This window comes from Variovorax gracilis, assembly GCF_030317115.1.
Lineage (GTDB): Bacteria > Pseudomonadota > Gammaproteobacteria > Burkholderiales > Burkholderiaceae_C > Variovorax > Variovorax gracilis.
Map to the genome: position 1 here is coordinate 20,877 of NZ_JASZYF010000045.1, position 12,704 is coordinate 33,580.

A 12,704-nucleotide genomic window follows, 5' to 3' on the forward strand; every position below is an offset into this window, starting at 1 on the left:
ACCTCATGAACGATTTGCTCCAACAACTGATGATCAAGGCGACTGAACTGACCCGGAATGGGCAACTCCGGGAGGCGACGCAAGCGATCCAGCGCGCCCTGCGGGGAGGCGCTTCCGAAGTGTTCGGTGTCAGCGACCCTGCGACACCTCCGCCCGCTGCGCGCGCCTCGATGCCGTCGGGCGAAGCCTTGGTACTCGACGGTCTGACTCGAGTGATCGACCCGCCTCCCGAGATCGTGGAGGAGACCCAGCCCGACAGCCAGTCCGGCGGCGTGGTGGAAGAAAAGGTCGACCCGTATTCGGTCGAAGTTGATAGCCCTCGTGAAGAACGGTGGATCGACGGCAGCTTCACGCACCAAGGGCGCACGCTGGCGTACAAGCTCTATCTGCCGCCCGGCGCAACCGGCACAGTCGCGCCACGCCCCATGGTGCTGATGCTGCACGGCTGCACACAGGGCGCTGCTGACTTCGCAGCGGGCACGCAGATGAATGCCCTGGCTCGCGACCTGGGGGTCGTCGTGCTGTATCCCGAGCAAACCCAACATGCCAACGCACAGAAATGCTGGAACTGGTTCAAGCCGCAACATCAGCAGCGCGGACGCGGCGAGCCCGCCGTCCTGGCAGCCCTGGTCCAATCGATCACGGCTGAGCATCACGTTGACGCGGCGCGCGTCTTCGTAGCGGGACTGTCTGCCGGAGGGGCCATGGCGGACGTCGTCGGGCGCTGCTATCCGGACGTCTTCGCTGCAGTCGGGGTCCACTCAGGCTTGCCCAGCGGGTCAGCCACAGATGTCATGACCGCACTTTCCGCAATGCGCAGCGGCAGCGCCTCGGCGCTCGCGGGGAAAACAAGCGGCTCAGTGCCCCCCACCATTGTTTTCCATGGCGATGCAGATGCCACCGTGCACGTCAGCAATGGCGCCGCGATCATCGAATCGTCCCGCCAGGCGACCGGGCAGATAACTGGCAGGATGCCATCCGCGCGTACCGCGGAGGGGCATTCCGGCAAGGGGCAACGCTACACCCGCACGGTCTACTCCGACGAAGCCGGGCGAAGCACTGCCGAATATTGGCAGCTGCACGACGCGGGACACGCCTGGTCGGGCGGTAGCTCGCGAGGGAGCTACACCAACCCCGCCGGTGCTGATGCGAGCGCCGAGATGCTGCGGTTCTTTCTGGCGCATCCTCTGCGCGCCCGACAAACCAGCTGACCGCTGCAATCGCCGGGCTTCGATCGGCGCGCAGTCCCACAGTGCATGGGCATGGGATCGCGTCTATCAAGTTGGCCGACCTGCAGGTGCCCTGAATCTGAGGACGCACGCTCGCATCTGATGGGACGGTGTTGCCATCCCCGGAGTTAGCGGTCGTGCGAGGCGTCCCCGAGGCAGGTTGGAAACAGGGCTGGCCCCGTGCCAATGACACAGGCACCGCAAGGTGCCTCGTTGCCGCAGAAATCCCAATCACAAGCCGTAGTACTTGTCCACGTTCGTGCGATAGGTGTCGTCGTAATCCGGGACCTCTTCGTAACCATATCGAGGAGCCCCTTCCAGCTGGGACTTGTCCAACGGCACCACATAACCGTCCTGTGCGGTGTCGTATTTCAGCATGTTCCACGGCACAGGGTAGCGATCGGTTCCGAGGCCCAGAAAGCCGCCGAACTCCATGACGGCGTACCGGACTTGGCCGGACACTTTGTCGATCATCAAGTCATCGATCGTGCCGAGCTTGTCGCCGGCAGCGTTGTAGACGTTGGTTCCTTCGACGCGTTCGGACGAAATGACATCTGCCATGAGAAAAAACTCCTGGTGATCAACCGGCGCCGCTGGGGAGCGTCGGCCGCTTGTGCAAAGCCCAGCAATCTATTTATCGCTGGCCGGTGCACGCGGTCGGATCAGGCAAAGAAGGTACTTGCTGTAGGTCGTCGCGACAGCCTTCACGCGGGCAAACCCGCTCGCAGTTCATGGCAATGCCATGCGCTCGCTCCTGTGGCCCGCTAACCACCGCCCATCACGAGCTCGAGCAGGATGCGTCCAACTCTTGCCTGCTTGCGGCCACGGTCCGGCCGGTCGTTGCCAGCGGGCTCAGACGGCAGCCGCACTCACCACTTGCGCGCCCGATTGACCTAGCCGGCGTGCGCCATGTCTCGCGATCGACCTGCAAAAGGCGGACGGTTGGAGTATCTGAGAACTCCAGCGCAGCGCGCCTCCTCAAGCTCCAGACGAGAGAGCTCCTCACGGAGCTGCACCACGTCGGGATCCTGTTCGCCATAGCGCGCCTGCATGCGGACAAGCAGTCGCTTGAGTTGCTCTGACCTGTTGTTCATGACACGTCCTTTCGGAACGGCTTGATGTGCAGACGATGGCCGCACGGCAGCGCGGGGATCGATTTTCTCGAGCGTGCCGCATCCGAGGTGTCGGACGGCTTCGCGTACGTTTCGGGAACAGCGTACCAGTGTGGAGCGCCAACCAGGAAGAGGCCCCGAGTCCGTGGGAACTCGGGGGGAAATCCACCAATCTGGGTGGAGGAGACAAACGGCGCACCAAGACGGAACATGGAAGGGTGTCCTGCCTGCTGATCGGTTTTGATGATGCAAGGCTCATGCCCAACGGCCCGCACTTCAGGTTCAAAAGCGAGGTCCCGTCGGAGCGCTTCTGTCATGACGCTGCCACATTCCCTCCGAAGAATTTCGTCGTGGACGCAGACGACGAAGGGAGTGCGCATGAGCATGCGATGCAGCTTGGCTACCCTGGGACTGGCCGCCTTGGCATTCGCCCAGGTGGTGACAGCGCGTGCCCAGGACATCACGGGCGCGGGCGCCAGCTTTCCGGCGCCCCTCTACACGAAGTGGGCCTCCGAATTCAAGGAAGCCACAGGTGTCAACGTCACCTACCAGTCGGTCGGTTCAGGCGCCGGCCTCCAGCAGATCGAAGCCAAGACGGTCGACTTCGGCGCATCCGACATGCCGTTGACCGACGAGGAACTCCGGGCCAAAGGCCTGCTGCAGTTCCCGACCGTCATCGGCGGCGTGGTCCCCGTGGTCAATATCCCTTTCATCAAGCCTGGTGAGCTCAAGCTCAGTGGCCAGGTCCTCGGTGACATCTATCTCGGCAGGATCACCCGATGGAACGACCCAGCCATCAAAGGCCTCAACGGCTCGCTCGGACTCCCAGATGCTCCGATCGCGCTGGTGCGGCGTGCCGACAGCTCAGGCACCACGTTCCTCTTCACCCACTACCTGAGCAAGGTGAACCCGCAGTGGAAGGCCAAGGTGGGTGACGGCATGGTTGTCAACTGGCCGAGCGGTGCGGGTGGCAAGGGCAACGAGGGCGTTGCAACGTTCGTCAGTCGGCTGCCCAACTCGATCGGCTACATCGAATACGCCTTTGTCAAGCAGAACAGGATGGCGTACGTGAAGCTGCAGAACCGGGCCGGCCACTTCGTCTCGCCCAGTAACCACGCCTTCGAGGCCGCCGCTTCGGATGCGGAATGGTCAGAGAGCTTCCACCGGGTGCTGACCGACGCGCCGGGCCAGGATGCCTGGCCCATCACCGGTGCCACTTTCATCGTGATGAACAAGTCCCCCGACAGGCCGGTCCAGGCGGCGACCACGCTGAAGTTCTTCGATTGGGCCTATCGAGAGGGCGACAGGACCGCGAGCAAGCTCGACTACGTGCCGATGCCCGGCAAGGTCAAGAGTGCCATCGTGCACGCGTGGGGCGAGGTCAGGGACACCTCCGGCAACGTGATCAGGCCCAATTGATCCCCTCTGGAAGTGGCGCGTGGCGGCCGACAGGACGGAGGTGGCTGGGTGTCGAGCGCGGGAGTGCAGGCAAGCGAACACATGGTGATATACGGCGTCGTGAAGACGCATCCCAAGCCCCGAACGTCCTATGACGGCTTCGCAACGTGGGCCGGCACTTCTGAAGTGATTTGTTCTTTGGCGAAGAACCGCAACTCATCCTCTGTCGCGTCGTCTGTCGCCTGGGCGCCGGGGTTGAACAGCACATCGGCGACCGGCAGTTCGCCGCGTGCACATCGGGGCGGCGATCTCGACCGACTCACCACCGTCGAGCACCGAGTGGATTACCTGGCGAATGGATACTCCATCGCCCGATGCTGGGCGGGCTACGCGCGTCCCTCGGACAATGTTTGCTGGTGCCTGACGCTCGAGGTCCCATGCCAAGCGCTTAGGAACGAGACCAGGTGCCTTTCTCTCGACAATCCGGGCTGTGCCGATACCTGTCCTACAAGCCAAGCGGGCTTGTGCGACTACCGATGCGCGCTGCCTTCGTGCCTCCTTTGATCACCGGAGCGTCATCCTCGTTCGCGGTGATGCGGAAGTGGTCCTGGCACTTACCTGCCTCTTGTCGTCTGATCTTTTCCAGCCAGTCCATTGGATCAGGTTGCGACTTCGGCTCGTCGGCGGACAACTGTTAAATGAGTGGCAAACGATGCGGGGCGCCATGCACGAAAGGAATTTGCGCGTTCCGCTGAAAACCGAATTTGGCCTGTGGGCGTCATGAACCACTTACTCGACGATTGCCCCGCGCATGCTCTTGCACGATCGGCCCAGCGACAGCAGTTTGTCTCCGGCGGGCGGGACCTGGCACCCGAATCGAAACAACGAACTTCTTGTCGAAACTGGTAGATACCACGCAGTGCATTTGGAGAGTTCTCAACCGGCCGTGGCAAGCGCAAAGTTGCCGACGATTGACTTCAGGAGAGAACCGTGGAATCAGCGATCAACACCCTCGGCTCATTAGCGGTCCTGGTGGCGGCTGGCTGGGCCAGCGTGCATCGCGAGTCGCCGACGCGGATTCAGCGCCTTATGACGACGCAGTTCCGGCGTTCGAACACAACTACCGGCCTCGGCCAGGAAGCTTAAAAGCATCCGTTTGTTTGCGGTCTTCCTCAGCGTTTGGTGCGATGATCACACGGAAAGCAACTCTCCCGCGCTGAGCGGAAAGCTGTCCCCGGATTGCAGTTAAGCCACAACGCGGATTCGACAAAAGGAGGCGCGCTTGAAGAAGCGAAACTTCGTAGGCTGGCATTTGATGTTCGTCGCGTTGGGCATCTGTACGGTCGTGTGGCTGTGCGTCATCGCCTATGTCCGAATGTTCACGAATCTCCACCATGAATGGTCGGGAGGCCCAGCTGCTGTCGTTGCCATTCTGGGATTGGCGGTCTCTTTTCTTGGCCTATGCGTGACGACATTCTTCTCGATCCGGAAAGAGCGTCGCGACGTCAAGCAGGCGCTTGTCGACGGGAAGCTAAAAGACCTCCAGCTTCGTAAGTTGACCGAAGAGCTGGCGGAACTACGCGCAAGACGAGAAGATCCGAAGATTTAAACTTGGCGCGCTTGAAGCACCGGGACGCCGACCGAGGTGAAAGTGCTTTGCGAGCGTCGTCGGACGCCGGATCGACCATTCACTGAGCTTCCGCGGCGCGAACTGATCATCAGCAAGCGCTCACGGTACCGAGATCGGCCGCTCGAACGACCGCCCGGCACGAGCCGGGCAGAAACTTCCTCAACGCTTCTGGCCAGGCTGCTGTTGCGTGCCCTGACCTGGTTGTTGGCCGGTCTGCTGCTTGCCCGGGTCTTGCTGTTGTTGCCCCGGATTGCTCGGACTGCCTTGCCCCGGTTGTTGCTTTCCCGGATCCTGCTGCTGCTGGCCTGGGTTGCCGGGCTGGTTGCCTGTTTGATCGGGATTGTTTTGACCTGATTGATTAGCCATATGATTGCCTCTTAAGTCATCGGAGCGATGGCGCTCCACTAATCAAAGTAGGCACTCGTACAACTCGTATTGGTAGTCGTACACCCGCTTGGCTTGTAGGACAAATATCGGCGCGCTCGCGAAACATGCATTCGCCGGGAAACCCACTCGCTGCTCGTCGTTGGTGACCCGGCACAGCCGGTTGCAGCGGCAATCTACGCCGACAAGGTGGCATCCGAGCGCGGCCGGCGCGATGAGATCATGGCCATCTGCGGCTCGCGTTGCTTGCGCACATTGCACGCCAGCGCTGGTCCTTTCCCAGACCGGCAGGGTGGGTATTAACATCGGATTGACCTCCGCCCTGGTGGCCCCCCTTCGTTGGCGTGAAGCAGTCGAGCGTGGCCGAAAAGGCTCCCGGCATGGCACCGATGGCATTTCGCGCTCAAGTACGTCTGTCGTCAGCAACTGCTGAGCCTGCCAACGGACGATAGCACGTGGGCTGCTCGACTATCAGGTCTGCAGCATCTCTGATTTCACTTTAGATCGAACCTCAGGTCTGACGGTTTGGCACCCCTTAATATCTTGTCGACGTGCGGCTCGATGATTCAGCTCGAGGAGGTCTGGCCGTACGACATTAGACCGCCCGCCCACATCGCAGGAAGTCCTGCGCGCGCCTCCCCCCCGGGGGTGCCCTGCACACCGCGTGTGCATGGTGAGTAGTGCAACGCGTAGGCTGTGAGGACCGCGATGAGGTCGCGAACGAGTCGATCCAAGGTCCTGTTGCCGAGGAACTTGTCGCTCCGCTCCACGTAGAACGCGTTTAACAGGACTGGCACTTAGATGACCAATCCCAATGCCAGCACCGGAAACCCCGCGGACACGCCGGCAAACCGCTTCGTTAGCTTCTACTATCCCGAAACAAAGACCTGACGAAGCAAATGCTGATCCTCATCGCTGGAACTTTGGTCCTGACCGTGAGCTTGGCCGACAAGATCGTTCCTCTTGCGACAGCGACAGACGCGCAGAAGATCCTCAATGGCGTCGTGCTGGGCGACGCTTCTGCTCGCCTTCGTACTTGGAGGGGTGGGACTTACGCTATTCGAACCTGCGCGTCGGGCTAGGAACCTCGGGCAAAATTGTCCTTGGATTGTTGGCTTGGCTTTCGGATTCTCTGCATATCGCTCACGGCCTTTGGAGGTGGAAATGGATGCTCTCGAAGCTATTCACGGGCGACGCTCAATCCGCGCCTACAAGAAGCTGCCACTGCGTCGTGAGGTGATCGAAGAGTTGCTGTGGGCAGCGGTCCAGGCTCCGACGCCTCCGGTCAGCGGGGAAGCGCCCTGGAAGCTGTGTGTGCTTGAAGGTGCCGAGCGATTGGCCAGCTACGGCCAGCGAGCGAAAGAGTATGCCCGCACGCACCAACCCGAGGGACAGCACTGGACGTGGTCGGAGCGGCCCGAGTTCGACGTCTTCTGGGGCGCACCTGCGCTGCTCGTGATCTGCGCGATGAGGGGCAATCCTGAGACGCGATACGACTGTTGTCGAGCTGGCCAGAACCTGATTGTGGCGGCGCATGCGCTTTCTGTCGGTTCGTGCTGGGTCGGTGCCCCGATCCCTTGGCTGCGAAGCCCGGGCGTCAGCCAGGAGCTTGGTATTCCAGAAGGCTATGACCCGGAGGTCGCCATAGTGGTTGGACATCCAGCACAGGTTCCTCCCGGCCATCCGCGTCCAAGACCGGACATCACCTGGCTCGCTCCAAGGCCTGTTCCTTGAGGCCGCGGCACCAAGGGGGTAAATTTCTTCGACACATTGACACGGTAGCCCCAAAAAACGCCAATCACGTCAAGCCCTTGCAAAAGTGGAAAACGAGCGGACCCCGACGAGAGCCTGACACGCAACCGACGCCTCACCGAAAGGCGGGGCTGACACTGCATGCATCGCAACACACCAAGGGTTCTAGATGACCTCAGCGACCGAAGCGCTCAAGCGCCTGACCGCCGCACTCGCCGATGGCGAGGTCGAGCACAGCCTGCACGACGAGGGCGCCGACGGCGTGCGTGTGCGCATCCACACCAAGATGCCCGATGTGAGGCTCGCCATCATGGTGGGCACGTTCGGCGGCGAGCCGGCCCACTACTTCACCAACTATTCACATCCGTGCGGCGACTTCTCGTGCGCGGCCGGAACGCAGAGCCTGACCCGGGCGCTGATGAACCTCGGCGCTGCCCAGCACCACGCGGGCCGCACGCTCATGCGTCAGGAGGACGAGAAGCGTGGACTGCGCGAAGTCTGAGTGCGACCCGAAAAGCGGCGCAATGACGGTCATCTGATCCCGACCACTGTGCAGCGGCTTTCCCACAGAAGGCACGTCTCACGGTATGGTGTGCCTGTGGGAACCTCCGGCCGGGCCTGAGAAACCGGTGCCTTCATGGACGTCGAACCCTCCGGGGCTCGCCGTTCTTTTTTTCCGCGAGCGCGTCCAGGTCCGATCGGAGCTTGGCAATCTCGAGTTCCTTCTTTTCCGTGTCCAGGGTGTCGTGGGACGCGTCGCGGCGTTCCTTGCGCCAACCGACGATCGTGGTGAACATGAAGCCGAAAAAGGACAGGGCCGTGGTGAATACGGCGAGATCCACAGGGGACACGCGCGAAGGCTTTTCCGACTCGCGCATGCGCTCCATCTTCGCGCGCTGCTCCATGATGCGCGCGACTTCCTGACTTACTGTTTGCTGCGGCGCCTTGAGACGAGGGTCGGGACAGTCTTCCGTCCAGGCAGGCTCAACGCCGACGAGGGCCGCCCTCAGCATCTCCATGCAGGCAATATCTTTGAGCCGTCCGGAATACTGATGCTCTCGGCCCTCGAGTCGGGCTTCCTGGGCGACCTCGCCCTTCCAACTGAGCGAGCCAACAAGGACTACGAGCGAGACGACGAATAGGCCCACGAACCAACGCCTCAGTATGTAAACGCGGCGCAATTGCATGTCAGGCCCTTTCGCCATGGCTTCAAGGACGCCGAACCCTACGGGGCGCGGCATGCGCCTGCACGGCTTGCGTGGGCGCAATCGGTAGCGATGCTGCGGCTAGCGACGCCGCGAAGATGAGTTTCATGGACTGCGACCGATCAGGTCACAGTTCCTATCGCTGTACGCTTTGCTTGCGTACAGCCGCCATATCGCCGGGTCGTAGCTCACTTTGTCGAACGCGTCCCTGATCTTGAACTGATTCGCGGCGTTCTCATCTACCTGGTTGGTCAACTGACCGAGTGCGAAGTCGGTGCCTTGGCTGTAGTCCAGTGACACGCTGTAGTAGCTCGGAAGCTGGTTGTACGCGTCCGATTTGGTGACCTCCTTGATGCGGTCGATGAACGCCCGCCCGGTCTTCAGGCCGTAGGCCCGCAGGCGTGTGGCCTCCTCGGCATAGCTGGCGCCCTTGACTTTGTCGTGGATCATGTAGCGCGCCCACGCAGCACATGTGAGGGCTACGACTGCCTGCTGACCCATGCGAACAAGTGCGGGGTTGTCTGCGGGCTTTGTACCCTGTGCGTGGGCGCCTAGCGAAGCAATCGCCAGCGCCGCCAAAAGAATGAGTTTCTTCATGCAGTGCCCTTTGCCGATTTAAGCGACGCCCATCATATTGGAGGCCAAGGAGCCACGTCGCTCCCCGTGGGCATCCCCGATCAAGACGCAAAGACCCGACAGAGGTACCCGCGACAACCTCGACATTGCCTACCCCGAGGTCCATCAGGGCCAAGAGTGCTCCGGCTTGATAAGCGCCTTTGCCCCTCCACCCGCGAGCACCAAGGCAAGACGCTTCGCCGCAAGATATGCCTTGAACGACTCGAGCTCGCCGTCATAGACCTGCATCTTGCTGAAGATGCTCGGGTTCTCGGGTTTCTCCAGCCGCGTCAGCACCGGCAACTGCGCTATTGTCCGCAGCGTACGGGGCGCGCACGGCGCCTGTGACAGCGACGAGTTGCGCACCAGCTTCTCGTAGAACTTGATCTCCTCGGAGACCCACAGACAGTAGGGCACCTTGAGATGTAGATGCGATTGAGGAACGCCTCGTTGTTCTTGTTGTGGCGGAAGGCCTGCACTCGCTCTCGTTGCTGTGCGCTGGAACTATGCCGTCGAAGGGGACGGCGCTGAAGCCTTCGGTGGCCTTGAGGTTGCCTTCCTCGGTGGCCGTCAGCAGCGGATGCAGCACCTTGATCGGCGCCTGAACATCTCGACGAACTTCTGGGACCAGAGTGGTGATCAGATACCCAAGATGATTCGTGCCGCGTAAATGCACGAGATCGAGAGACTTCCGACGGCGAGCCAGCGGAGAATTTCTAGGTCTATTTTGTCCACCTCATTCTCAATCGATCGCAGCATCCTGGACACCAGCACTGCTTGGACTGCAAGCGCAGACATAAGCCCAATGTCGAGAAGAACGTGAAAAAGAAATTTGGCTTCGCCCTGGTGCGGGCCTGGGCCAGCTCGACCTTTATCTTGTCCTCGGCCGCGTTAAGCCCGGCGTCCTTCACCATCTTCTGATCTCGTCTTCGGACAGGCCCGAGTTCGCCTTGATGGTGATCTTGTTTTCCTTGCCGGTGCCCTTGTCCTTGGCGCCGACGTGCAGACGTGCAGGATGCCGTTGGCGTTGATGTCGACGCTCACATCGATCTGCGGCAGGCCGCGCGAGGCCGCGCGATTGCCCATGTCGGCCGAACTAAGGAGGTGTAGGACCCAAGGTCTGCGGCTAGTCCTGAGCGCCTCGGCGCCACCGCTTGACTGGAGATCGGCGCGTCCAGTTCTACCTGCCCTGACTCAACCGAAGCATTGCTTGATCTGTAATGCATTTCCCCGCCGTCTTCGTCCAGCGCTACCGGCCCGTGGGAAGTCAGTCGACGTGAAACTTCGGGCGACTCGACGGCGGTACTTTTGCTGTTCTCTCGGGACAGCCTTTGCAGCCTTACCCACTTGGCATCGACCTGCGCAGGTCGTACCGTCTTGGACAGATCCAGAAGTTGAGGGCGCGGTGCAGCAAAAGTCCGGTCAAGGTTGAGCGGGGGCGGACTGCCTGGACACGAAGTCCTACCCCTAAACATTTGTTGCACTGCACACCCGCAAGAAATGGGATGCTCTCCGGGTAGCGGTGTTCTACTCCATATTTGAAGGCTGCGAAGTCCGTTTAGGTTCACTCGCGCCGGGTCGTCCCAGCCCGTAGCAATGACAAACGGTTCGGGCGCCAATCACAGCCATAGCTGGGTCGAGGCAACCGCGGCGGCCGCCTCGACGTAGTTGCACACCTACTGCAGCTTGGCCTGTGCGCTGCGTGTGGGAAGGGGTGGCGCTTCGTTAGATTCTTGTGATGACCCCAAGAACCCGAAAAGGACAGGCGCCCGAAACGCTGCGCCGCGCCGAGTTCCACGATCGATTCATGCAGCCTTACCAAGACCCGGCCTTCAAGGCGGAGTCTGAGGCGCTCAAGCGCATAGAACTCATCGCGTGGGAGGCCTACGAGGAAGGGCGCAAAGCGCCCGTCACCCGCCAGGCGGGCGCCGGCTATGCGGACCCGCATTACGACCTCTCGGTGGACTGGATCGAAGCCAAGGGGCGTATCGATGCCGCGCAGGCACTGTGGGCCAAGCCGGAGACACGATCGCGCGTCTTGCTGGTCAACGGATCGCCGCGCAACGACGGTACCTGTCCCGGCGAAGTATCCAAGTCCTGGCGCCTCACTGAAATCGCGCGCGAGGTGCTTGTGGCCGCCGGCATCGAAGCGGACGTGTTGGACCTGAGTCTTGTCACCTCGGAGTATGGCAAGCAAATTCATCCTTGCAAGGGCTGCGTCTCGACCGCCATGCCGCTGTGCCACTGGCCCTGCAGCTGCTACCCCAATCATTCCCTGCGTCAGATCGGCGACTGGATGAACGAGATCTACGAGAGCTGGGTGGCGGCGCACGGTGTGATCCTGATTACGCCCACACACTGGTATCAGGCCACCAGTCCCCTGAAGCTCATGATCGACCGCCTCGTGTGCGCCGATGGCGGCAACCCCGATCCAACCAGCACGCACGGCAAGAAGGTTGGCGAGGCCAAAGCGCTTGAGCTGGACGGCGACGGCTGGAGCTTTCCCAAGCACCTTGCCGGCCGCGTCTACGGCGTGCTGGTACATGGCGATGTGGCGGGCGTCGAGAGTCTGCGCCGCAACCTCTGCGACTGGCTCGACTGGATGGGCCTTGTTGACGCCGGCTTCCAGGCGAGGCTGGATCGCTACATCGGTTACTACGAGCCCTACGCCACGAGCCACGACGCGCTCGACCAAGACACCAACATGCAGGAGGAAACCCGCAACGTGGCGCGCGCGGTCGCCCGCGCGGTCGGTGATCTCCGCACCGGCAAGCTCAGCGTGCCTGACCGCGCACTGACTCGGCCAAGGCCCAAATAGGCGACGTTCAAGCGCGAGCCGAGCGATTTGAGGTAGCTGATCTTCCCCAGCGTCTCGATGAGCGTATTTGGTCCGTGACGCTTGGAGGGAGTCTTTATCCATTCGAGATGAGAGCAGCCGGCGCCAGGGCGCGTCGCGCGACAATAGTCCGGCCATTGGAATGGTTCACTTGCGCATGGGCTCCGCTCCCGGACTCACGGCGGTAGCCAATCGATGACATTGCATATCCGCATGCGTTCCCAGGAGGAGCCAGTGTGCGAGCACCTATGCCAGCAGGCGCGTCGCTTCTCGCGACTAGGGCGGTCTCTTTCGTTAGCACACATATGCATGCATGCATCGACATCTGCATGCCAACTCATGAAGTCATCATTGGCGCGTCTCCTGGCGATCGCCAGACGCGTGGAATCCAAATCGCCGAGCCGAGGTCCGATGAATTCTCCAAGCCGCTCTAAGTCCCGTCGGAGAGCATCTGTCGCGCTTTTCGGCGGCTGTGAATCCTCGTGAAGCATAGCCAGTCGATTTTTCAGCACGCCCACGCAATAGACTGTCGTCAATTCCAGG

10 protein-coding genes and 2 pseudogenes are annotated in these 12,704 nt (G+C 61.4%); 6 read left to right on the forward strand and 6 right to left on the reverse strand.

Annotated elements, in window-relative coordinates; all coding sequences use genetic code 11:
- Positions 1-5 precede the first annotated feature (5 nt).
- Positions 6-1,211, forward strand: coding sequence for an extracellular catalytic domain type 1 short-chain-length polyhydroxyalkanoate depolymerase (locus tag QTH97_RS34115; protein WP_286573020.1), 1,206 nt, complete (start codon positions 6-8; stop codon positions 1,209-1,211).
- A gap of 249 nt (positions 1,212-1,460) precedes the next feature.
- Here QTH97_RS34115 and QTH97_RS34120 read toward each other — a convergent pair whose 3' ends face one another.
- Positions 1,461-1,790 (reverse strand): PRC-barrel domain-containing protein, encoded by a 330-nt coding sequence (locus tag QTH97_RS34120; RefSeq protein WP_286573021.1) that lies wholly within the window; start codon positions 1,788-1,790, stop codon positions 1,461-1,463.
- Positions 1,791-2,725: 935 nt separating this feature from the next.
- Between QTH97_RS34120 and pstS the strand changes: the two genes are divergently transcribed.
- Together pstS and QTH97_RS34130 are read left to right on the forward strand one after the other, a co-directional pair.
- Entirely contained in the window at positions 2,726-3,760 is a 1,035-nt protein-coding gene (gene pstS / locus QTH97_RS34125) for a phosphate ABC transporter substrate-binding protein PstS (protein ID WP_286573031.1), read from the forward strand.
- 1,261 nt (positions 3,761-5,021) lie between these two features.
- The gene (locus QTH97_RS34130) at positions 5,022-5,348 is read left to right on the forward strand and encodes a hypothetical protein (protein ID WP_286573022.1); all 327 of its coding nucleotides are present in this window, start codon (positions 5,022-5,024) and stop codon (positions 5,346-5,348) included.
- 180 nt (positions 5,349-5,528) lie between these two features.
- Here the strand turns inward: QTH97_RS34130 and QTH97_RS34135 are convergent, their stop codons facing one another.
- Complete coding sequence (locus tag QTH97_RS34135) at positions 5,529-5,735, reverse strand: hypothetical protein (protein ID WP_286573023.1); 207 nt, start codon at positions 5,733-5,735, stop codon at positions 5,529-5,531.
- A 1,182-nt stretch (positions 5,736-6,917) separates the two neighbouring features.
- Here QTH97_RS34135 and QTH97_RS34140 point away from each other — a divergent pair.
- Together QTH97_RS34140 and QTH97_RS34145 are read left to right on the forward strand one after the other, a co-directional pair.
- Positions 6,918-7,487: a nitroreductase family protein gene (locus tag QTH97_RS34140; protein ID WP_286573024.1), complete on the forward strand. Its 570-nt coding sequence runs from the start codon at positions 6,918-6,920 to the stop codon at positions 7,485-7,487.
- 187 nt (positions 7,488-7,674) lie between these two features.
- A complete protein-coding gene (locus tag QTH97_RS34145) occupies positions 7,675-8,007 on the forward strand; it encodes a hypothetical protein (RefSeq protein ID WP_286573025.1) in 333 nt (110 codons plus the stop codon).
- 133 nt (positions 8,008-8,140) lie between these two features.
- On the opposite strand, the gene QTH97_RS34150 is transcribed toward QTH97_RS34145, so the two are convergent.
- The 4 genes and pseudogenes from QTH97_RS34150 to QTH97_RS34165 form a co-directional block, all read right to left on the reverse strand.
- Complete coding sequence (locus tag QTH97_RS34150) at positions 8,141-8,653, reverse strand: hypothetical protein (protein ID WP_286573026.1); 513 nt, start codon at positions 8,651-8,653, stop codon at positions 8,141-8,143.
- Between the two features lie 162 nt (positions 8,654-8,815).
- Positions 8,816-9,307 (reverse strand): hypothetical protein, encoded by a 492-nt coding sequence (locus tag QTH97_RS34155; RefSeq protein WP_286573027.1) that lies wholly within the window; start codon positions 9,305-9,307, stop codon positions 8,816-8,818.
- 246 nt (positions 9,308-9,553) lie between these two features.
- A pseudogene (locus QTH97_RS34160) lies at positions 9,554-9,946 on the reverse strand (PrkA family serine protein kinase); the annotation flags it as partial.
- A gap of 218 nt (positions 9,947-10,164) precedes the next feature.
- Positions 10,165-10,396 (reverse strand): annotated as a pseudogene (locus tag QTH97_RS34165) (Hsp70 family protein); the annotation flags it as partial.
- 667 nt (positions 10,397-11,063) lie between these two features.
- On the opposite strand from QTH97_RS34165, the gene QTH97_RS34170 reads away from it, so the two are divergent.
- Positions 11,064-12,143, forward strand: coding sequence for a flavodoxin family protein (locus tag QTH97_RS34170; RefSeq protein ID WP_286573028.1), 1,080 nt, complete (start codon positions 11,064-11,066; stop codon positions 12,141-12,143).
- The last annotated feature ends 561 nt before the right edge of the window (positions 12,144-12,704 follow it).

What these genes read in the sequence shown, in the direction of transcription:
- QTH97_RS34135 (WP_286573023.1), bottom strand. Translation starts at nt 5,735, where the DNA reads ATGGCTAATCAATCAGGTCAAAACAATCCCGATCAAACAGGCAACCAG.
- QTH97_RS34120 (WP_286573021.1), bottom strand. Translation starts at nt 1,790, where the DNA reads ATGGCAGATGTCATTTCGTCCGAACGCGTCGAAGGAACCAACGTCTAC.
- QTH97_RS34155 (WP_286573027.1), bottom strand. Translation starts at nt 9,307, where the DNA reads ATGAAGAAACTCATTCTTTTGGCGGCGCTGGCGATTGCTTCGCTAGGC.
- QTH97_RS34145 (WP_286573025.1), top strand. Translation starts at nt 7,675, where the DNA reads ATGACCTCAGCGACCGAAGCGCTCAAGCGCCTGACCGCCGCACTCGCC.
- QTH97_RS34140 (WP_286573024.1), top strand. Translation starts at nt 6,918, where the DNA reads ATGGATGCTCTCGAAGCTATTCACGGGCGACGCTCAATCCGCGCCTAC.
- QTH97_RS34170 (WP_286573028.1), top strand. Translation starts at nt 11,064, where the DNA reads ATGACCCCAAGAACCCGAAAAGGACAGGCGCCCGAAACGCTGCGCCGC.
- pstS (WP_286573031.1), top strand. Translation starts at nt 2,726, where the DNA reads ATGCGATGCAGCTTGGCTACCCTGGGACTGGCCGCCTTGGCATTCGCC.
- QTH97_RS34115 (WP_286573020.1), top strand. Translation starts at nt 6, where the DNA reads ATGAACGATTTGCTCCAACAACTGATGATCAAGGCGACTGAACTGACC.